This window comes from Aeromicrobium changchenzhani, from assembly GCF_057586615.1.
On record NZ_CM172480.1, the window covers coordinates 960,057 to 982,299 of the forward strand.

The window sequence follows — 22,243 nt, forward strand, 5'->3', positions numbered from 1 at the left end:
TACTGCCGTATTGCGTGGCTACCGCGATATGGAATCGTCACCGCCGCTAACCGTTGGGACAGCCGAAACGAGGCGCGATCCCGTTCTACTGGTTGGCGTACGGTGGGCGTATGGACGTTGACGACAGCACAGCCGGCCGGCTTCGTGGCACCGCGATGCGCTGGCTCCCGGCGGCGGCGCTGGCGCTGGCTGGCGTCGTGCTCTTGGCGCCGGGCGGGCGTGATGTCGTTTCCCTAACCTTGGGAATCATCTTGCTGCTGGCCGCCGTGGGATTCTCCCCGCTGTTCTATCCCCGGTCGATCGACGACACCACAGCGCGTATGGAAGCCGCAGCACGTGGGGTGCCGCTTATCTACTGGCGTCCCGGTTGCACCTACTGTTTCCGGATGCGCATTGCGCTCGGGAAGATCGGACGCAAGGCAGTGTGGGTTGATGTGTCGCGTGACGATCGGGCGTCGGCCCGGGTCCGCGAGGTCAACGGCGGCAACGAAACCGTGCCCACGGTGTTCGTGGGGGACGAAGCGCATACGAACCCGCCACCGAGTTGGGTGCGAGGTCAGCTCGCCGCTTAACCCGCAGCGGCCGTGGAATGGGTCGATGACCACGTGCTCGACGCTCCGGACCGTCGTACTGTGGACGACATGAAGGGCAATGAGCCGAAGACCGGCACGTTTCTAGGGGTTCCGTACGACTGGCGTCGCCCGACCAAGAAGCGTGTTTCGCAGCGTATGTGGAACGCGGACGAATCTCGGATCCTGACTCCGCGAGCGTATGGGTGGGGCTACGACGTCAACTTTCACCGGTTGTTTCACCGTCGCGCCAAATAGGGGCGCTCCAGATCGGGGAACGTCACCCTCGATTGAACGCGACAGCCGCGCGGACGAGTTCGACGAAGGTTGTCGTATTTAGTTCGTCGGCGCCAAAGATATCGATGGCGCGCCGGGTTCCGGCGTCGAGACTTGCGTTGAACAGCGTGTCCGCGTCGGTGAGCGAGGCGCCCTTCGCGAAAGTGACCTTCACCTTGTCCTTGTAGGTCTCAGCGGTGCAGATCAGCCCTGCGCAGGAGAAGGTCGGTACGCCGTCCGGATTCGTGGGTTTGCGCCACTTTATCTCTTCGACAACGTCCGGCTCGGCTTCAACGATCAATGCTCGTATCCGTTCGACAAGGTCCGATCGCCAGTCATTAGCCATAGGCGGACTCTACTTGCGTTCGTCAAGTTGGCATTGGATGCGAATGCGCAGCATGCTGGACGGGTGACACCTACGTCGGATCTTGCCGCGCTGGCCTCAGCCCATCACGTGGCGACGGAGTACGAGGGGTCCGACCATCAGCCCGTACACGTCGACGACGACCTCGTCGTCGCAGTGCTCTCGATGCTCGGCGTCGACGCATCCAGCCCGAGTGCGATATGCCGCGAGTTGGATCTTGTCCGAGAGCGAGCGAGCCGAGTGGCTCTTCCGCCGACCATCGTTGTTGTGGAAGGAACCTCTCGGCCGCTCGAGGTTCCGGCCGTTGTCATGCTCGAGGACGGCAGCCGGCTCGAGAGCAGCAACATGATCCCGGCAAGTTTGCCGCTCGGCTGGCACCGCGTCATCAGTGACGATCAGGACGTCACGCTGATTGTCGCGCCAGCGCGGATGCCCGACATTGAGCTCGCGTGGGGCTGGATGCTGCAGCTGTACGCGCTGCGATCGGCCAACTCGTGGGGGATGGGTGACTTCGGTGATCTCGCCGATTTTGCTCGGCGCGCTGGTTTGGAGCAAGGCGCCGGAGTGATCGTGGTCAACCCGGTCCAAGCCATCGCTCCCACGCACCCGATCCAGCGGTCGCCTTACTCGCCGGCGAGTCGCCGGTTCGCCAACCCAATCTATTTGTCCGTGACCACGACTGCTGCTTTCGCCGACGCCGACGCAGCGACCCAGGCAGCAGTGTTGGAACGGCGCCCTGATCGCGACACCACGTTGATCGACTACGACGCGGTCTGGGAGGCCAAGCGGCGCGCGCTCGAACTGCTTTGGCAGCACCGACCAGAGCGCTCGTACGAGCCGGACCCACAGCTCGAGGACTTCGCGACGTTCTGTGCGATCGCTGAGCAGCACGGCGACGACTGGCGCGATTGGCCTGAGCCTCTGCAGAACCCCGACGGGGCCGCGGTCGCCGAGCTACGGGTAGACCTCGCCGACCGCATCGCGTTCCACGTCTGGCTCCAGCATCTGTGCAGGGAACAGCTCGATGGCGCTCGAGCCGCCGCCCATGCTGGCGGGATGCGCGTCGGGATCGTCCATGACCTTCCCGTTGGCGTGAGTGCAGGGGGTCCGGACACGTGGTCGCAGCGCGAAATGTTCGCGCCATTAGTTCGGGTTGGATGCCCAGCCGATGCGTTCAACGAGCTAGGACAGGACTGGGGTTTGCCGCCGTTCAAGCCGGCCGAACTGGCAGCAGCGGGATATGCGCCATTTCGGGACGTCGTGCGCAGTGTGTTGCGGCACGCCGACGGCATCCGGATCGATCACATCGCGGGGATGTGGCGATTGTGGTGGATCCCGCCCGGAGAGCCAGCCCACCGTGGGACGTATGTGCACTACGACGCGGACGCGATGCTCGCGGTTCTGGCCCTTGAAGCCCATCGGGCTGGCGCGATCATTGTCGGCGAAGACCTGGGAACCGTGGAGGAAGTTGTCACGCGCACGATGCATGAGCGCGGGATGCTGAGTTCTGCTGTTCTCTGGTTCGAGCGCGACTGGGACGCACCCGGACAGCCATTCCTGTCGCCCGCCGAATGGGAACCCGAGACGATGGCGAGCATCACGACGCATGACCTCCCGACTGCTACCGGGTGGCTTGAAGCCGAACATGTCCGTTTACGGGCCTCGCTCGACCTGCTCGACGGACCGGCCGATGACGCCTACGTCGCGGCAGCCGCCGACCGTGCGGCGCTCATGGAACTCATAGCTCAGGAAGGCATACCGTTCGACGACCCAATCGTCGCCTTGCACGCCGTGATCGCGCGGGCCAGTTCCTGCCTGGTTCTCAGCGCCCCGACTGATGTCATTGGTGAACGTCGGCAGCCGAACCTGCCTGGCACGATCGACGAATATCCCAATTGGCGGATTCCGTTGGGGATTTCGCTTGAGGAGTTCTTCACTGACGCGCGGGTAAGCGCCGCAATCGAGCCGCTGAGAGCAGCTCGCCCGGTTACGTCCGGTGGTCGTTCGTCATGATGCATCGGGTCACCGCATGACAACGCCATCATCGACGTACCGGCTGCAACTGCGTCCCGAGTTCGGCTTTGACGCTGCCCGCGAAATTGTCGATTATCTGGCGGCACTCGGCGTCGGGGCAGTGTATGTTTCGCCGATCTTTGACGCCACACCCGGCTCGACCCACGGCTACGATGTCACGGATCCGCGCATCGCGCGGCCGGCGCTTGGTGGTGAGTCGCAACGGCTCGAACTCGCCGACGCGATTAGATCTGCGGGGATGGGACTCATCGTCGACATCGTGCCCAATCACATGTCGATCGAGGTGCCGTCGGCCAACCCGTTCTGGTGGGACGTGTTGGCGAAAGGGTTGGCGTCCCAGTTCGCGCACTGGTTCGACATCGACTGGAGTCGTCAACGGATCTTGGTCCCGATTTTGGGCTCGGCGGCGGACCTGTCCGAACTGCTGATTGACGGCGATGAGCTTGTCTATTACGACCACCGTTTCCCCATCCACGGCGATCACAACGGCACTCCCCAAGAGGTCCATGACCGTCAGCACTACGAACTCGTGGATTGGCGGCGCGGCAACGTCGAGCTGAACTATCGACGATTCTTCGACATCGTGACGCTCGCGGCCATCTCCGTTGAGCAGCGAGACGTCTTCGAGGCGACCCATCGCGAGGTGCTGCGCTGGGTCGCGAATGAAGAAGTCACCGGACTGCGCGTCGATCATCCCGACGGGCTGGCCAACCCATCGACATACATGCGCTGGCTTCGTGCGGCCGCACCGACAACCTGGATAGTCGTTGAGAAGATTCTCCACCCGGGAGAAGATCTTCCAGCCAGCTGGCCGATCGACGGGACGACTGGATACGACGCTCTGGGCGAGATTTGCGGTGTCCTGATCGACCCCGCCGGCGAAGCGCCGTTGACAGCGCTCGCGGCAGAGCTCGGCCAATCGACGGATTTCCGCGACGTCGAGCTGACCGCACGACGTCTCGTGACCGATCACATCCTTGTGGCCGAGGTACGCCGGATCGCCGCGCTCATCGATGGAGTTGACGCCGAAACCGCCGAACATGCTGTTGCCGAAACGATGATCGCGTTCAAGGTTTACCGGTCGTACCTGCCCGAGGTGGGTGAGTCTTGGACCGAGGCGATCACCGCAGCGCGTATGCGGCGACCGGATTTGGTGGCGGCACTCAACCGGCTCGACCGTCAGGTGACCGGCAACCCTGATGGTGAGCTCGCGACGCGAATACAGCAGACCTCCGGAATGGTGGTGGCTAAGGGCACCGAGGACACAGTGTTTTATCGGTACACCCGATTTGCCGCGCTCAACGAGGTCGGCGGCTCACCGGACCGGTGGGGCATCGGCGTCGATGAACTGCACCGACTCGCTGCCGCTCGAGCCACCGACCAGCCGGCCACGATGACGACGCTCACGACCCACGACACCAAAAGATCAGAGGACACGCGCGCCCGAATGTTGGTGCTGGCAGAGGTCGCTACCGAGTTCGCAGCCGCCGTACGAGTCTGGTCGGCACAGTGCGGTCTTGATGAGCCATCGCTCAACCTGTTGGCCTGGCAGACCCTGGTCGGAGCATGGCCGATCAGTGATGAACGAATAGTTGACTACCTACTCAAGGCAGCGCGGGAATCCAAGTTGCGAACGACGTGGACCGAACCCGACCTGACATTCGAGCAGGCGATTCGCGATTGGCCGGCCCGGGTCCACGGCCTGGTCGGTGACGACGTTGAGGCGTTCGCGCGAAGAATAACCGGTCCGGGCTGGTCGAACTCGCTGTCACAGAAGATCATCCAGCTCACCGCGCCTGGCATCCCGGACGTTTATCAGGGCACTGAGCTTTGGGACTACTCGCTGGTCGACCCCGACAACCGTCGCCCAGTCGATTACGGCCGGCGGCGCGAACTACTCGATCAGATCGGCGATGGATTTGTGCCCGAGGTTGACGCATCGGGCGCGGCCAAAATGTTGGTCGTCCACCGAGCGCTCGCGCTTCGGCGTGAGCGCCCGGACCTGTTCGACGGCTACACGCCGTTGCAGGCCAGCGGACCGGCTGTCGACCATGCCGTTGCGTATGCGCGCAGTGCCGACCTTGTTGTGTTGGCCACGCGACTCCCCGCTGGCCTGGCCACGGCGGGCGGTTGGCGCGACACGGTGCTTCCACTCGCCGCCGGGCAATGGGTCGACGTCATCACCGGAGACCGCATCGACGGGGCCGAGGCACAACTGTCGGCGGTGCTCGATCGCTATCCGGTGGCCCTCCTCGTGCGGGACTAAGGTCGGCGTATGCCGTTTCGCGTGTGGTGCCCCAATCACGAACGTGTTCAGATCGTCGTTGACAGTAAGCCGCACGAGATGACGCGTGCCGAGGGCGGCTGGTGGCACGCCGACATTGCAGGGACCGACTACGCCTTCCTCCTCGGGGACGATGCCACGCCGCTGCCGGACCCACGATCGCGATGGCAACCCGCCGGCGTACATGCGGCTTCTCGGACCTACGACCACGATGCTTTTGCCTGGACCGACGACGTGTGGCCTGGAAGGACGCTCGAACGATCGGTGATCTACGAACTGCACATCGGTACGTTTACCCCCGTCGGCACCTTCGACGCGGCGATCGAACGGCTCGATCATCTGGTGGAGCTCGGTATTGATCTTGTCGAGGTGATGCCGGTCAACTCCTTCGACGGCCCACACGGCTGGGGTTATGACGGAGTCGCTTGGGGTGCGGTGCACGAGCCATACGGTGGCCCGGACGGGTTCAAACGGTTCGTTGATGCATGCCATGGACGTGGGCTCGGTGTCATCCTCGATGTGGTCTACAACCACCTGGGACCGTCAGGGGCTTATCTTGGTCGGTTCGGCCCCTACTTCGCGGGCCGGAACGACTGGGGTCCGGGGCTGAACCTCGACCGATCCGGCTCCGATGAGGTAAGAGCCTACGTCCTCGACAACGCACTCAGCTGGCTACGAGATTTTCACGTCGACGGGCTCCGTCTTGACGCCGTCCACGCGCTCGTTGACGAGCGGGCGCTGACGCTGCTGGAGACCTTGTCGGCCGAAGTTGCGGCGCTGTCCGACCAGCTGGGTCGCCCGCTCATGTTGATCGCCGAGAGCGACCGCAACGATCCGCAGACGGTCACGCCGCGGGCCGATCACGGTCTGGGCATGAATGCTCAGTGGTCCGACGACCTGCACCATGCGATGCACGTACGACTGACAGCGGAGACCGACGGCTATTACGCCGACTTCGCCGCGCCGGGTGCCCTAGCGAAGACCCTCCGGGGGGCGTTCTTTCACGACGGCACATGGTCGTCGTTTCGGGGCCGGACGCACGGCCGTTCCATCGATGCGGCGTCGCTTGCGGGCACCGCCTTTCTGGCATACCTCCAGAACCACGACCAAATCGGCAACCGGGCGACCGGTGACCGCATCTCGGCGACGATCTCACCCGACCTGCTGGCGTGCGGTGCCGCGATCGTGTTGCTCGGCCCCTACACACCGATGCTGTTTATGGGCGAGGAATGGGCTGCGTCGACGCCATGGCAGTTCTTCGCGTCCTTTCCTGATCCTGAGTTGGCCGCGGCGGTGCGAAGCGGGCGACGCCGCGAGTTTGGACGACACGGCTGGGGCGCAGCCGACATCCCCGACCCTATGGACGCTGCGACATACGAGCGTTCAAAGCTCGACTGGTCGGAGCTTGATGAGCCAGCGCATCGCGAGACGCTCGACCTCTACCAGCGACTCATCTTGATGCGCCGGGAGCACCCCGAGCTTGCCAACCCATCCTTGAACGACTTCGCGGTCGATGCAGCCGACGACGACTCATGGATCGTGATGTATCGCGGGTCATTACGGGTCGTCGTGAACTTTGTCGAGGAGACAGTCGAGGTGCTGGACGCCTCCGGCAAAACTCTTGTATTCACCGGTTAAAGTTTCGACATGAGGGACTGGCTCCCGAACTATCCCGGTTCCGCGCGCGGATACACCGACCTGAAAGACTGACATATGGCCACCGAACTCATCACAGACTCGCGAATCCTTGCCGGTCGACCGTTCCCGCTGGGCGCCCATCCGGAAGCTGGCGGTGTTCGGTTCGCTGTTGCCAGCAGGGTCGCCGAACGGGTCGAGCTCTGTCTGGTCGACGACGACCTCAACGAGCAACGCATCGAGTTGACCGAGCGGACGTTCGGCGTGTGGCACGGTCTAGTGCCGGGCGTCACCGCCGGCCAGAAGTATGGCTTCCGGGTCCACGGTCCGTACGATCCTAAGACCGGCTTTCGCTGCAACCCGCACAAGATTCTCCTCGATCCGTACGCGCGGCGGATCAGTGGCTCGATGACCGATATGGCGGCCGCTTACGGCTATGCCGACGATCCCGAGGGCGTCGAGCCCAGCACGGTTGACTCCTTGGGCAGCGTCCCACTCAGCGTTGTTACGAGCCCGGGTGGACCTGAAACCGGTGCCAAACTGGAAACACCGTTCGAGGAGACCGTGATCTACGAGCTACACGTCAAAGGCTTCACCGCCTTGCATCCCGACGTGCCGGAGCGGCTGCGTGGCACGTACCTCGGGCTCGCGCACCCCGCCGTGATCGAGCATCTTCTGCGCCTTGGCATCACCGCCGTCGAGTTATTGCCAGTCCAGTCGTTTAGCGACGAGCCGGCGCTCGTGCGCGCCGGACGACAGAACTATTGGGGCTATTCCCCGTTGGGTTACTTCGCACCGCACGCGGCCTACGCGAGCGAGGCGGGCGACGAGGTTGAAGAGTTCCGAACGATGGTGGCTGCGATGCACGCTGCCAATATTGAGGTCATCATCGATGTCGTCTACAACCACACCTGCGAAGGCGGCCCGGACGGACCAACGCTGAGTTTTCGCGGCTACGACGCGCCGGCCTATTACCTACACGACGACAACGGCAATATGGCCGATATCACCGGTTGCGGCAACACGCTTGAGGCGAGCTCGCCCACGATGATCCGGATGGTCACAGATTCGTTGCGTTATTGGGTGACCGAACTCGGAGTCGACGGTTTCCGGTTCGACCTCGCCAGCACTATGGGTCGCCCGCGCGGTGGGACGTTCGACCGTGATTCGGCACTACTGACTGCGATCACGACGGATCCGGTGCTTGCACGCTGCAAACTTATTGCGGAGCCGTGGGATGCGACCAGTGACGGCTACATGGTCGGATCCTTTGGTGCCCAGTGGGCCGAGTGGAACGGCATCTACCGCGATACGGTCCGTGATTTCTGGCGTGGCGCCACCGGCGTCGACGATCTCGCCTACCGGCTGTCCGGTTCGTCCGACCTTTACGATCACAGCCTCCGCCGGCCGTGGCAGTCGATCAACTTCATCGACGCACATGATGGCTTCACGCTTCGGGACCTTGTGTCTTACGACGACAAACACAACGAAGCGAACGGCGAAGACAACCGCGACGGCACCAACGACAACCGCTCGTGGAACTGCGGGGTTGAGGGCGAGACCGACGACCCGGAGGTCACGGAGCTACGCGCCAGGCAGGCCCGCAACGTGTTTGCGACGCTGCTGCTGTCAACCGGCACGCCAATGTTTGTGGCAGGCGACGAGCGGTGGCGTACGCAGGGCGGCAACAACAACGCCTACTGTCTCGACGACGCGACATCTTGGGTCGACTGGACGACCACCGAGGTTTCGGATGCGATGCTGGCCTTCGCTCGACGAGTGGTCTTCCTGCGCGCCAACAGCCCCGCGCTGCGCCAGCCGGAGTTCTTCGACGGACGCCCGACGCCGACCGGCCGGCCCGACCTGATCTGGCTCAGATCGGACGGCGAAGAGTTTGACGAAGCGGCCTGGGACGACGGCGAATGTCGCACGCTCGGGATGTGGATCGACGGGTCCAACAGCCAGTCCCGCACGCGCGAGGGCCAGCTTCTGGCGGACCATTCGTGGCTGCTGCTGATGCACGCAGGCGCTGACCCGATCGAATTTACGCTGCCTGACGTCGAGTTCGGCACGACGTTTGAGCCGACGCTGGACACCACGTCGACCGATGGGACCCCAGCATCGGGCGAACCGTTGCTGGCCGGCGCGAAGGTGACTCTTCCGGGCCGATCGCTCCTGCTGCTCAAGGCTCCGCGAGTCCAGCCGGAGGCCACCGGGACAGTGTGACGGTGGTGTTGATGAAATCTCACTGGCAAGGTAGGACTTAGAAGTACGGCACAGCGACACAGAGGACAGCGGCGCAGGGGACAGCGACACAGAGGGGAGCGCGTTCGACATGACGGGTCGACTCGGTATCGATGACGTTCGACCTGAGGTCTCTGGCGGGCGTGATCGGGCCAAAGCAGTGGTCGGTGAACACGTGCCCGTGACAGCGACGGTGTGGCGTGAGGGCCACGACGCCGTCGCCGCGACCGTGGTGTGGAGCGGCCCTGACGGTGTGGAGCGCACGGCCCGCATGATTGAGCAGGGTTCCGGGCTTGACCGTTTCGCCACGACGATCGTGCCGGGCACCGCCGGCACCTGGACATTCCGCGTCGATGCGTGGGGCGACCCGTGGTCGACCTGGACCCATACGGCATCGGTCAAGCAGGCGGCGGGCCAGACCGCCGACGAGATGGCCAATGATCTGGAGATCGGCGCCAGGTTGCTGGACCAAAGGGTCGGCAGCAACCGCGGCAAGAACATTATCAAGGCTGCTGCGGCCGCACTCCGCTCGACCAAACTCCCGCTCGATGACCGACTCGCACCGGCCCTCGCCAAGGACGTTCAACAACGGATGTATGACGACCCGGTGCGTGAGTTTCTGACCGAAGGGGAGCCGCATCTGATCTGGGTCGATCGTGAACGGGCGGCATACGGGTCTTGGTATGAGTTGTTCCCCCGATCCACCGGCGGCGTCGATCCGAAAGGGCGGCCGAAGCACGGCACGCTCAGATCGACGGCGAAGGCCCTGGATCGGGTCGCGCGAATGGGGTTCGACGTCATCTACTTCCCGCCGATCCACCCCATCGGCCGCATCAACCGCAAAGGCAAGAACAACACGCTCGCCCCCAAGCGCGATGACGTCGGCTCGCCGTGGGCGATCGGCGCTGCTGAGGGCGGTCATGACACGATCCATCCTGATCTCGGCACGTTCACGGACTTCGCCGCGCTGGTGAAACGGGCGAAGTCCCTCGGCCTCGAAGTCGCGCTCGACCTCGCCCTGCAGACCGCGCCCGACCACCCGTGGGCGGCTGAGCATCCGGAGTTCTTCACGGTCCTCCCCGACGGAACGATCGCCTACGCGGAGAATCCGCCGAAGAAATACCAAGACATCTACCCGCTCAACTTCGACAACGATCCAGAGCGCGCGTACGCGGAGATGCTGCGCGTCACGATGGTCTGGGTTGACCAAGGCGTACGAATCTTCCGTGTGGACAACCCACACACCAAGCCCACGAACTTCTGGGCGTGGCTCATCGCGACGGTCAAGGAAACGCATCCCGACGTGCTGTTTTTGGCCGAAGCATTCACGCGGCCGGCCCGGCTCTATGGGCTCGGCCGCGCCGGCTTCACGCAGAGCTACACCTATTTCACCTGGCGAACCACGAAGCAAGAGATCATTGAGTTCGGCCAGGAGATCCGCGACCACTGGGATGAGTCACGGCCTAATCTCTTCGTCAACACGCCGGACATCCTGCCGGAGCATCTGCAGGTCGGTGGGCCGGCGATGTTCGCGATCCGCGCCGCGCTCGCCGCGACGCTTTCACCGACGTGGGGGGTCTATTCGGGTTTCGAGCTGTATGAACACGAGCCTCAGGCACCTGGGAGCGAGGAGTATTTGCACTCGGAGAAGTTCGAGTTGCGGCCCCGAGACTTTGACGCCGCCATGGCGGCCGGAGTGTCACTGGAGCCCTGGATCACTAGGCTCAACGACATCCGGCGGTCTCACCCGGCGCTGCAGCAGATGCGGACGCTGCACTTCCACGACGTCGATAACGCCGCACTAATCGCCTATTCGAAGGTCGATCCCGAGACCGGTGACACGGTCGTTGTCGTCGTCACAATGGACCCACACGAATCCCACGAGGCGACCCTTCATCTTGACCTGCAGCAGCTGGGACTGGAGCGGGACACGCGACTCGTCGCGCACGACGAGATCACCGGCGAGACATACGACTGGGGTGCCGACAACTACGTACGTCTCGACCCGTCCCGGGCCGTTGCGCATATCTTGACGATCCAACCGCGGAAGAAGGTCTGAATGGCTGATGAAGTGGATTCCCTGACCGATCTGCCAGCGCCCGATGCCGGTCTGATTGGGCTCGATGAGACGCCGCACACCGGCGAGGCCGTTGACGATGACGGCACACTGGTCGAGCCCCAGGCGGGCGACTTCCAGCATGCTGAGCAGGCACCGAGCGACCCGGATTGGTTCAAGCGCGCGGTGTTCTACGAGGTGCTGGTGCGGGCGTTCGCGGATTCCAACGGCGACGGCACGGGCGATCTTCGCGGCCTGGCTGGCAGGCTGGATTATCTCCAGTGGCTCGGTGTCGACTGCCTTTGGCTGCCGCCCTTCTATGCCTCGCCGCTGCGTGACGGCGGTTATGACATCAGTGATTTCCGCGCTGTGTTGCCCGAGTTCGGTACCGTCGACGACTTTGTGTTTCTTCTCGAAGAGGCGCACAAGCGCAATATTCGCGTCATCACGGACTTGGTGCTCAACCACACCTCGGATGCTCATCCGTGGTTTCAGCAGTCCCGAAATGATCCTGACGGTCCCTACGGCGACTACTACGTATGGAGCGACGACGACTTGGCTTACGCGGACGCCCGAATCATCTTCGTTGACACCGAGTCGTCCAACTGGACCTACGACCCGGTGCGGGGCCAATTCTTCTGGCACCGCTTCTTCTCGCACCAGCCGGATCTCAACTTCGAAAACGAGGAGGTCCAGACGGCAATGCTCGACATCCTGCGGTTCTGGTTGGATCTCGGGATCGACGGCTTCCGGCTCGATGCAGTGCCGTACTTGTTTGAGGAGGAAGGCACCAACTGCGAGAACCTCCCACGGACGCATGAATATCTTCGCCGAACACGTGCGACGATCGACGCCGAATATCCTGGCCGGATCTTGCTGGCCGAAGCCAACCAGTGGCCCGCCGACGTGGTGGAGTACTTCGGCGATCCCGAGGTCGGCGGCGACGAATGTCATATGGCGTTCCACTTCCCGCTGATGCCACGCATCTTTATGGCCGTACGCCGTGAGTCAAGGTTTCCAATCTCGGAGATTTTGGCGCAAACGCCGGCCATTCCGGAGGGCACTCAATGGGGCATCTTCCTGCGCAATCACGACGAGCTGACGCTGGAAATGGTGACCGACGACGAGCGCGACTACATGTACGCGGAGTACGCCACCGACCCGCGCATGAAGGCCAACATCGGGATCCGTAGACGTCTCGCCCCGCTGTTGGACAACGATCGCAACCAACTCGAGTTGTTCACCGCGTTGCTGATGAGCCTGCCAGGGTCCCCGGTGCTTTACTACGGCGACGAGATTGGGATGGGTGACAACATTTGGCTCGGCGACCGTGACGCGTTGCGAACCCCGATGCAATGGTCGCCCGATCGCAACGCCGGATTCTCCAAATCCGATCCCGGCCGGGTTTACCTGCCGCCGATCATGGATGCGACCTATGGCTACGAGGCAATCAATGTGGAGGCCCAGCAGGACAATGCCGCGTCGCTGCTCAACTGGACGCGTCGCATGATCGCTGTGCGCAAGGGGCACCCATCATTCGCTGAGGGGGAGTTCGTTGACTTGGGCGGCTCGAATCCGAGCGTGCTTGCCTATAAACGAGTGTGGGAAGGTCCCGACGGCGAGCACGACGTCGTGCTGTGCGTCAACAACTTGTCGAGATTTCCGCAGCCGGTCGAACTCGATCTGTCTGAACACCTCGGCTTCACACCGGTCGAGTTGAGCGGCAGCGTACGGTTCCCGCGCATCGGTGAGCTACCTTATCTGCTGACTTTGCCGGGCCACGGTTTTTATTGGTTCCAGTTGTCTGAGTTGGACGATGAGGGCGAACGGAGGAGCCGGATATGAGTGAACCTATGACTGACCCGATGGAAAGCGAACTGATTGGGCAGATCGCGGCGGCACTTCCGGACTGGTTGCCGACCCAGCGATGGTTCGGTGGTAAGGATCGCGACATCGACGCGGTGCGCCCGCTGGTCTGGACGACGCTGCTGGACGGCGATCCATTGCTGATCCATTTAGTTGTCGAGGTTGAACAAGGCGATCGGCGTGAGTCCTACCAGTTGCTGATCGGCAGCCGCCAGGACAAGGTTCCCGACGTGTCCACAACGGCCTCGATCGGTCTGGAAGATGGGCGCACCTGTTACGAGGCGAGCGGCGATGCCGACCTTACGGCGCACCTCCTGGACCTGATCGCCGACGACGGTCAGGTTGGCGATCTACGCTTCACACCCGAGCCCGGAGTCGAGCTCACGACCGGACTGCGCGCGCACCCGATCACGACCGAGCAAAGCAACACGTCGTTGGTCTACGGCAGCCAATACATCCTCAAACTGTTCCGCAAACTCATCCCCGGCGTAAATAAGGATCTCGTGCTGCACCGTGCGCTGCGTGAAGTCGGTTCTCAGCAGATCGCTGAGCCGCTGGGTTCGATTAGCGGCAAGCTTGCCGGCGAGGAAATTACGGTCGGCATGCTGCAACGGTTCCTGCCCGATGCAGTCGACGGCTGGGTCATGGCGACGACCAGCGTGCGCGACTTCATGGCTGGTCCGTCGGATCTGGCACCCGAAGACGTCGGCGGCGACTTCGTGGGCGAGGCATACCGGCTCGGCAAGACCGTCGCCCAGGTTCATACCGACCTCGCGCGAGCACTCGGCACGGAGGAAGCCGACGCTGCCGAGATGGGGCGTACGGTTCGGTCGATGCTGGACCGGCTCGAACGCGTGTCGGCGCAGGTTCCCGAGCTAGCCGGGCATCGAGCTAGGTTGCAGACGACATTCGAGCGGCTTGCCGACGTCCCGCTGCCGGTGTCGATACAAGCGGTTCATGGTGATCTACATCTGGGTCAAGTGCTGCGGACCATCCACGGCTGGTTGCTGCTGGACTTCGAAGGTGAGCCCGCCGCGAGTCTGGCCGAGCGCTCAGCGTTGCGGTCGCCAGTCCGTGACGTTGCCGGCATGCTGCGGTCCTTTGACTACGTCGCTCAACAGCTCCTCGTCGGCCAGCCGGAGGATCCCGAGCAGGTCGCCCGCGCGATGCGCTGGTCTACGCGCAACCGCGCGGCGTTCTGTGATGGATATGCCTCGGTGGCCGAGCACGATCCACGCGATGAGCCCGACCTGTTGCGTGCGCTCGAACTCGACAAGGCGGTCTACGAAGTCGGCTATGAGCATGCGAACCGGCCCGAATGGTTGACGGTGCCGTTGGCATCGATCGACCGGATTATGGCCGAAGGTGAGTGACCCCGTGAGCAATACCTACCCCTGGCCACCGTCGGTCGGCGAGCTTGACCTGCACCTGATCAGCGAGGGCCGGCACGAACGATTGTGGGAAGTCCTCGGCGCTCACGTGCATACGCTGCAGGGACCACAAGGGCCAGTCGAGGGCACCTCGTTCGTGGTTTGGGCGCCAAACGCGCAAGCCGTGCAGGTCGCTGGCGACTTCAACTTCTGGAGCGGTGACGAGCATCCGATGCGCTCACTCGGTGGCTCGGGCGTGTGGGATTTGTTCGTGCCGGAGGTTGGTGCTGGTGCGCATTACAAGTTCCGCATTCACGGAGCAGATGGGCAGTGGTACGAAAAGGCCGACCCAATGGCCTACGGCACCGAACTGCCACCGGCCACAGCCTCGATTGTCGTCGACTCGCGCCACACCTGGACCGACGACGCGTGGGTGAGTCAGCGCGACACGACGACATGGCTCGACGCGCCAATGAGCATCTACGAGGTGCACCTCGGGTCGTGGCGACCTGGGCTGAGCTATCGAGAGCTTGCCGATGAGCTTGCGGACTACCTCACCGAGACCGGGTTCACGCACGTCGAACTGATGCCGATTGCTGAGCACCCGTTCGGTGGGTCGTGGGGCTACCAAGTCACTTCCTATTACGCGCCTACGTCGCGATTCGGCACTCCCGATGACTTTCGCTGGTTTGTCGATGAGCTGCATAAACGTGGCTTCGGGGTGATTGTCGACTGGGTACCCGCGCACTTCCCGCGTGACGAGTGGGCGCTGGCCCGCTTCGACGGCACTGCGCTTTACGAGCACCCGGACCCACGTCGAGGCGAGCAGCCCGACTGGGGCACGTATGTCTTTGATTTCGGCCGGCCACAGGTGCGCAACTTCCTCGTCGCGAATGCGTTGTTCTGGTTCGAGGAGTTCCACCTCGACGGGCTGCGGGTCGACGCGGTCGCATCGATGCTTTATTTGGACTATTCCCGCAAGGCGGGGGAATGGGTGCCCAACAAGCACGGTGGCCGGGAAAACCTAGAGGCCGTGCAACTGCTGCAGGAACTCAACGCGACGGTCTACAAACATCATCCGGGCGTTGTCATGATTGCCGAGGAATCAACCGCCTGGCCGGGTGTCAGCAGCCCGACGAGCGGCGGCGGACTGGGGTTCGGCTTCAAGTGGAATATGGGATGGATGCACGACTCGCTGGACTATCTCAGTCACGATCCGATCCAACGGTCCTTCCATCACGGTGAGATGACGTTTTCGATCGACTACGCCTGGACCGAGAACTTCATTCTGCCGCTGTCGCACGACGAGGTCGTACACGGCAAGGGTTCCCTGTGGCAGCGGATGCCTGGCGACGACTGGAACAAGGCGGCCGGTGTACGCGGACTGCTGGCGTTCATGTGGGCGCACCCTGGCAAGCAGATGTTGTTCATGGGCGGTGAGTTCGGCCAGGTTGGGGAATGGGCCGAGTCGGGATCACTCGACTGGGATGCGCTGGGGCAGCCGCTGCACGCGGGCATCCTGCGCTTGGTCAGCGATCTCAACGCGTACTATCGATCGGCGCCAGCACTTTGGTCTTCCGACGGCCGCCGCGAGGGCTTCCAGTGGATCGATGCCAGCGACACGGCCAACAACGTCATTGCGTTCCTGCGCATCGGCTCCGACGGATCACAGGTTGCCTGCGTAGCGAACTTCTCCGGACAGCCGCACCACGACTACCGAATCGGGTTGCCGTCGGCAGGCACGTGGCACGAGGTCATGAACACCGACGCCGAGACTTATGGTGGGTCGGGAGTCGGCAACCTTGGTGCAGTGATTGCCGAGGACGTTGCGATGCACGGGATGCCCGCGTCAGCGGTCCTGCAACTTCCACCGGCGGGCGTCCTCTGGCTCACGCCCTGACTGGCCAGCGACCCCCGGTGGCAGGGCGTGGGGCTAGGCGTTCCGTTTCAAACATCTGACCTCATCACAGGAAACTGTCGCTTATGACAGGTTGCAACCTGTGAGGAGTGACAGTTTCCCACGATATCCTGGGAAACTTGGGACGGGAGGGGCTAGAAGACTTTGCCGGGGTTCAGCAGATTGGCGGGGTCGAGGGCTTTCTTGATGTCGCGATGCACGCGCAAGCCGATATCGCCGATCTCGATGGCGAGACCGTCGCGCTTCAACAACCCAATGCCGTGTTCACCAGTGATCGTCCCGCCGAGGTCAAGACCCAACAGCATAATCTGGTTAAAGGCGATATGCGCACGCTCCGACTCGGCAGCATCAGCACCGTCAAACACAATGGTCGGATGGAAATTGCCGTCGCCCGCGTGCCCGACGAGGCCGATCGTCAGGCGCTGCTCGGCGGCGATTGACTTGACCCCTGCGACCAGGTCCGATAGGTGGTCACGCGGCACACAGATGTCATCGACCATCGTGGTGCCAATCGCCTCGAACGCAATTAGTACCTCGCGGCGGGCCCGCAACAACGCGTCGGCCTCCTGCTCGGACTGGGCGATGATGACGTCATCCGCACCGGCCGATCTCAGCAACTCGGCGAGCGCATTGATCTCGGTCTCGCCAGCCGCGCCACCCGCATCAGATTGGGCCAGTATGACTGCGCCGACAGCATCGTCGAAGCCGAGGCGAAACTGTTCGTTGACTGCCCGAATGCTGGTGCGGTCCATGAACTCGAGCAGGCTAGGAACGAGCGAAGATGTGACGATCGCTGTCACGGCACGTGCTGCGCGCTCGGTGTCAGCAAAGGTGGCCGCGAGTGTGAGTGGCCGTTCGGCGGCGGCGCGCAACCGAAGCGTCGCCTCGGTGATGATCCCCAGCGTGCCTTCGGCGCCAACGAACAGCCGTGCGAGGTCGTAGCCAGCAACGCCCTTGACCGTGCTTCGGCCGGTGCGGAGCACCTCACCCGAAGCCAACACGATTTCTAGTCCGAGTACGTAGTCGGTCGTCACGCCATATTTGACGCAGCACAATCCTCCTGAGTTCGTGGATAGGTTGCCGCCAATCGTGCAGAACTCCTTGCTGCTTGGATCGGGCGGATAGAACAATCCCTGCTCTGCCACGGCCCGCGCGAGCACGGCGTTGAACACCCCCGGCTGGGTAACGACATAGCGATTGGCGTGGTCGATCTTGATGATCTGATCCATCGCCTCAAGGCTGATAACAAGGCCGTCCTCGATCGCGTTGGCGGCGCCGGACAGTCCACTGCGCGCACCTTGTGGAACCACCGGTATGCCGTGGGCCGAAGCCACCTCCATCGATGTGACGACATCTGCAGTCGATCGGGCTCGTATGACGGCCAGCGGCATACCGGAACTGCAAAACTTCGCGCGGTCGACCCGGTATTTCTCCATGATGCCCGGATCGGTGACGAGGCTCGGCCCAGGCAGGCGCGCACGAAGTTCGGCCAACGCGGATACCTGGGCAGTCATGAGCGTTAGGCGTTCTTGAGCGCTTCCTCGAGCGCACCGAGGATGAGCGTGACCGAGGCCGGATTGGCGTTTGGGCCCATAAGGCCGATGCGCCAGACTGTAGCTGCATATTTGCCAACGCCGCCGCCGATCTCAAGATCGAAGTTGTGCAACAGAAATTGCCGAATCTTCGCCGAGTCGGCGCCTTCAGGCACTTTCACCGTGGTCAGCTGCGGCAGCCGGAAACCCTCGGCCGCGAACAATTCAAGGCCCATCGCCTGCAGCCCCGACTGCAGTTGATCGCCAGCCGATTGATGCCGCGCCCAGGCGTTTTCTAGCCCCTCAGCCAGGATACGATCCAATGCCGCTTCAAGGCTCGCAACCATCGCGACCGGTGCGGTGTGGTGATAGGTGCGTCCGCCGTTCGCCTGGCCGAGATAGCCACCGAGAAGACCGAGATCCACGTACCAGGATTGCGGATGCGGATTGCGACGCTCGAACGCCTGATCCGAAATCGTGAACGGGGCTAGCCCGGGCGAGACGCCCAGGCACTTTTGCGTGCCGGCATAGCCGACATCGATACCCCAGTCGTCGGCACGAAGTTCGGCGCCGCCGATCGAGGTCACAGCATCGACGATGAGGAGCGCATCGCCCTTGATCGCGCCGAGGGCCTTGATATCGGAGCGCACCCCGGTCGACGTTTCGGCATGCACGGCAGCGATGACCTTCGGGTTCGGATGCGCGGCTGCGACGCGTTCGGCATCGACCGGTTGCCCATACTCGTGATCCACCCGTATGACTTCGGCGCCACAGCGGGCCGCAACATCGCACATACGTTCACCAAACAGCCCATTGACCGCGATGACCGCAGCATCGCCAGGCGAAATGGTGTTGACGAACGCGGCCTCCATACCCAGCGATCCGGTGCCACTCAGCGGCAGCGTGCGGGCGTTATCGGTGCCCCAGACCGTGCGAAGCCCCGCGCAGGTGTTGTCGAGCCGGGCGATGAAGTCCGGATCCAGGTGGCCCAGCAACGGATAGCCAAGGGCTGCCGTCGCTTCTGGGTAGGGGTTAGTGGGGCCGGGGCCGAACAAGAATCGACTGGGAATGATCTGAGCCATGAACCGATCATAGGACGAAGGGCTGTGTCTGGATCAAGTACTTCGAGCGGGCACTACGCTTGGCGGTATGTCGCTTTGGAATGACCGTGTCCTGCCCCGACTCGTCGACCGAGCCTTATCGGCCGGTGCGGTGATGAAGGAACGCCAACGCTTATGTGCGCAGTTGAGCGGCACGGTGCTGGAGCTTGGCTTCGGTTCGGGCCTCAACATTGAGAAGTACCCCGACGCGGTCGAATCGGTTGCCGCAGTCGAGCCGTCCGATAAGGCATGGGAGCTGTCAGAGCAGCGGCGTATGGCCAGCAGCACGCCGATTGTGCGTTCCGGCCTCGATGGGCAGCATCTTGCAGAGGCGGACGATTCGTTCGACATGGTCTTGACGACCTTCGCGCTGTGCACGATTCCTAATGCGGAACTTGCACTGGCCGAGGCGCGACGGGTGCTCAAACCCGGTGGACGGCTCGTGTTTCTTGAACACGGGTTGTCGCCCGATCAAGGTGTCGCCAAATGGCAGCATCGTCTTGACCCACTTCAGCAGCGGGTCGCTGGCGGCTGCCACCTCGCGCGCGACATGCCAAAGCTATTGACCGCTGCCGGCTTCCGAATCGACGATTTGGAAAAGCGCTATTTGCCGGGACCAAAATTCGCCCGCCCATTTGGCTATGCCTACTCCGGTGCCGCCACGTCGATCTGATCTCGACGCGACGGCCCGGCGTACGACTTAACCCTGCATCTGATTCAGTTCAGGATTGCGAGAACCTCAAGCAGGGTTGCGGACGGGCGCATGACGGCCTTGACCTTGGTTTCGTCGGGGCGGAAGTAGCCACCGATATCGGCCGGTGAGCCCTGCACCGAGAGCAATTCTTCGTTGATCTTTGTCTCGTTGCTGGCAAGGTCGCCGGCGACCTTCGTGAACGCGGCCGCGAGTTCACCATCTTCGGTCTGCTTCGCGAGCTCCTGGGCCCAGTAGAGCGCCAGGTAGAAGTGGCTGCCGCGGTTGTCGATCTCGCCAACCTTGCGGCTGGGCGACTTGTTCTCATCGAGGAATGTCCCGGTGGCCCGGTCCAAGGTGTCGGCAAGGATCTGGGCACGCGCGTTGCCTGTCGTGACTGCCATGTGCTCGAAGCTCGAAGCCAGTGCAAGGAACTCTCCGAGGCTGTCCCAGCGGAGATGGTTTTCCTTGATGAGCTGCTGCATGTGCTTGGGTGCCGAACCGCCGGCACCGGTCTCGAAGAGGCCGCCGCCCGCGATGAGCGGAACGATCGAAAGCATCTTTGCGCTCGTACCCAACTCAAGGATCGGGAACAAATCGGTGTTGTAATCACGCAGCACATTGCCAGTCACCGAGATCGTGTCCTGACCCTTACGGATCCGATCGATCGAGAACTGGGTGGCCTCAACCGGCGACATGATCTCGATCTGCAGGCCGTCGGTGTCGTGCTCGGTCAGATACTGCTTCACCTTGGCGGCGATGACAGTGTCGTGTGCGCGGGTCGGATCGAGCCAGAAGACGGCCGGCGTGTCAGACGCACGGGCGCGGGTGACGGCCAACTTGACCCAGTCGCGTAACGGAATGTCCTTGGTCTGGCAGGCACGCCAGATATCCCCAGCGTCGACTTGGTGCTCGATGAGGACTTCGCCGGCGCCGTTGACCACTTGCACGGTTCCAGCGGTGGCGATCTCAAAAGTCTTGTCATGGCTGCCGTATTCTTCGGCGGCCTGAGCCATGAGCCCGACGTTGGGTACCGATCCCATCGTGGTCGGGTCGAAGGCCCCATGAGCGCGGCAATCGTCGATCACGGTTTGGTAAACACCGGCATACGAACTGTCCGGGATCAACGCAAGCGTGTCGGCTTCGCCGCCATCAGGGCCCCACATGTGGCCCGATGTGCGGATCATGGCCGGCATTGAGGCATCAACGATGACATCGCTGGGCACGTGCAGGTTAGTGATGCCCTTGTCCGAATCGACCATCGCGAGGGCGGGACCGTCGGCAATGCCCTTGTCGATTGCGGCCTTGATCTCTGCGCCATTGGGCAGGGCATCTAGGCCGGCAAGGATCGCGCCGAGGCCGTTGCTGGAGCTGAGGCCAGCGGCGGCAAGGTCATCACCATATTGTGCAAATACGTCGGGTAGGAATGCTTCGACGGCGTGGCCGAAGATGACTGGGTCCGAGACCTTCATCATCGTGGCCTTGAGGTGAACCGAGAAGAGAACGTCATCGGCCTTGGCGCGGGCGATCTGAGCGGTCAGAAACTCGTCGAGCGCGGCTGCCTTCATAACGGTGCCGTCAATGATTTCACCGGCCAGTACTGGGAAAGCTTCTTTGAGCGTGGTCGTCGTACCGTCGTCACCGACCAGCTGGATCGTGATCGTGCCATCGGATTCGATGACCACGGATTTTTCGTTGGCACGGAAATCGCCGCCGTCCATCGTGGCGACATTGGTCTTCGAATCGGCGCGCCAAGTACCCATCGAGTGCGGGTGGCTACGAGCGAAGTTCTTGACCGAGGCAGGTGCGCGACGATCGGAGTTGCCTTCGCGCAAGACTGGGTTGACGGCGCTGCCCTTGACCTTGTCGTAGCGGGCGCGAGCGTCTTTTTCGTCGTCCGTCGTGGGGGAGTCGGGATAATTGGGCAGTGCGTAGCCCTGGCTCTGGAGCTCGGCGATGGCGGCCTTGAGTTGGGGGATTGATGCGCTGATATTGGGCAGTTTGATGATGTTGGCTGCTGGCTGCTTGACCAGTGCCGCGAGTTCAGCGAGCGTGTCGTCGACCTGCTGCTCGGGGGTGAGACGATCGCCAAAAAGGGCGATGATGCGGCCGGCGAGCGAGATGTCGCGGGTCTCGACTTCCACACCGGCGGTTGAGGCATAGGCCTCGACCACGGGGAGGAAGGAGTAGGTGGCGAGCATGGGCGCTTCGTCGGTATGGGTGTAAATAATCGTGGACATGGGTTCGGCGACTCCCTCAAAGATGTTCGGATGCCTAAAATGTTGTTTGACGTCAAGATACCTG

15 protein-coding genes are annotated in these 22,243 nt (G+C 62.8%); 11 read left to right on the plus strand and 4 right to left on the minus strand.

The features are described from left to right. Positions 1-110 precede the first annotated feature (110 nt). Both AC2YB9_RS04890 and AC2YB9_RS04895 read left to right on the plus strand, forming a co-directional pair. Positions 111-572: a glutaredoxin domain-containing protein gene (locus AC2YB9_RS04890; protein ID WP_487267636.1), complete on the plus strand. Its 462-nt coding sequence runs from the start codon at positions 111-113 to the stop codon at positions 570-572. 69 nt (positions 573-641) lie between these two features. After that, positions 642-827 (plus strand): hypothetical protein, encoded by a 186-nt coding sequence (locus AC2YB9_RS04895; protein WP_487267637.1) that lies wholly within the window; start codon positions 642-644, stop codon positions 825-827. 22 nt (positions 828-849) lie between these two features. Here AC2YB9_RS04895 and AC2YB9_RS04900 read toward each other — a convergent pair whose 3' ends face one another. Continuing rightward, positions 850-1,191: a DUF1801 domain-containing protein gene (locus tag AC2YB9_RS04900; RefSeq protein ID WP_487267638.1), complete on the minus strand. Its 342-nt coding sequence runs from the start codon at positions 1,189-1,191 to the stop codon at positions 850-852. Positions 1,192-1,254: 63 nt separating this feature from the next. Here AC2YB9_RS04900 and malQ point away from each other — a divergent pair, with 63 nt between their 5' ends. From malQ to glgB, 8 genes are all read left to right on the plus strand, one after another. Next, a complete protein-coding gene (malQ, locus tag AC2YB9_RS04905; protein ID WP_487267639.1) occupies positions 1,255-3,222 on the plus strand; it encodes a 4-alpha-glucanotransferase in 1,968 nt (655 codons plus the stop codon). Positions 3,223-3,238: 16 nt separating this feature from the next. Beyond that, positions 3,239-5,509: a malto-oligosyltrehalose synthase gene (gene treY, locus AC2YB9_RS04910; RefSeq protein WP_487267640.1), complete on the plus strand. Its 2,271-nt coding sequence runs from the start codon at positions 3,239-3,241 to the stop codon at positions 5,507-5,509. A gap of 9 nt (positions 5,510-5,518) precedes the next feature. Next, positions 5,519-7,165, plus strand: a complete 1,647-nt coding sequence (gene treZ / locus AC2YB9_RS04915; protein WP_487267641.1) for a malto-oligosyltrehalose trehalohydrolase — start codon at positions 5,519-5,521, stop codon at positions 7,163-7,165. 75 nt (positions 7,166-7,240) lie between these two features. Continuing rightward, the gene (glgX, locus tag AC2YB9_RS04920; protein WP_487267642.1) at positions 7,241-9,388 is read left to right on the plus strand and encodes a glycogen debranching protein GlgX; all 2,148 of its coding nucleotides are present in this window, start codon (positions 7,241-7,243) and stop codon (positions 9,386-9,388) included. Positions 9,389-9,497: 109 nt separating this feature from the next. Further along, complete coding sequence (locus tag AC2YB9_RS04925; protein WP_487267643.1) at positions 9,498-11,465, plus strand: maltotransferase domain-containing protein; 1,968 nt, start codon at positions 9,498-9,500, stop codon at positions 11,463-11,465. Further along, positions 11,466-13,307 carry a maltose alpha-D-glucosyltransferase gene (treS, locus tag AC2YB9_RS04930; protein ID WP_487267644.1) on the plus strand — a complete coding sequence of 614 codons (1,842 nt, stop codon included), beginning with the start codon at positions 11,466-11,468 and terminating at the stop codon, positions 13,305-13,307. It begins immediately after the preceding gene. Further along, positions 13,304-14,701 (plus strand): maltokinase N-terminal cap-like domain-containing protein, encoded by a 1,398-nt coding sequence (locus tag AC2YB9_RS04935; protein WP_487267645.1) that lies wholly within the window; start codon positions 13,304-13,306, stop codon positions 14,699-14,701. The genes treS and AC2YB9_RS04935 overlap by 4 nt, the downstream gene beginning before the upstream one ends. A gap of 4 nt (positions 14,702-14,705) precedes the next feature. Then, positions 14,706-16,598 carry a 1,4-alpha-glucan branching protein GlgB gene (glgB, locus tag AC2YB9_RS04940; RefSeq protein ID WP_487267646.1) on the plus strand — a complete coding sequence of 631 codons (1,893 nt, stop codon included), beginning with the start codon at positions 14,706-14,708 and terminating at the stop codon, positions 16,596-16,598. A 152-nt stretch (positions 16,599-16,750) separates the two neighbouring features. On the opposite strand, the gene AC2YB9_RS04945 is transcribed toward glgB, so the two are convergent. Next, positions 16,751-18,130, minus strand: a complete 1,380-nt coding sequence (locus AC2YB9_RS04945) for an FAD-binding oxidoreductase (protein ID WP_487267647.1) — start codon at positions 18,128-18,130, stop codon at positions 16,751-16,753. A gap of 5 nt (positions 18,131-18,135) precedes the next feature. Further along, a complete protein-coding gene (locus AC2YB9_RS04950; protein WP_487267648.1) occupies positions 18,136-19,230 on the minus strand; it encodes a pyridoxal-phosphate-dependent aminotransferase family protein in 1,095 nt (364 codons plus the stop codon). Between the two features lie 67 nt (positions 19,231-19,297). Between AC2YB9_RS04950 and AC2YB9_RS04955 the strand changes: the two genes are divergently transcribed. Next, positions 19,298-19,921, plus strand: a complete 624-nt coding sequence (locus tag AC2YB9_RS04955; protein ID WP_487267649.1) for a class I SAM-dependent methyltransferase — start codon at positions 19,298-19,300, stop codon at positions 19,919-19,921. Between the two features lie 44 nt (positions 19,922-19,965). Here the strand turns inward: AC2YB9_RS04955 and AC2YB9_RS04960 are convergent, their stop codons facing one another. Next, positions 19,966-22,179 carry an NADP-dependent isocitrate dehydrogenase gene (locus AC2YB9_RS04960; RefSeq protein ID WP_487267650.1) on the minus strand — a complete coding sequence of 738 codons (2,214 nt, stop codon included), beginning with the start codon at positions 22,177-22,179 and terminating at the stop codon, positions 19,966-19,968. Positions 22,180-22,243: the final 64 nt, after the last annotated feature.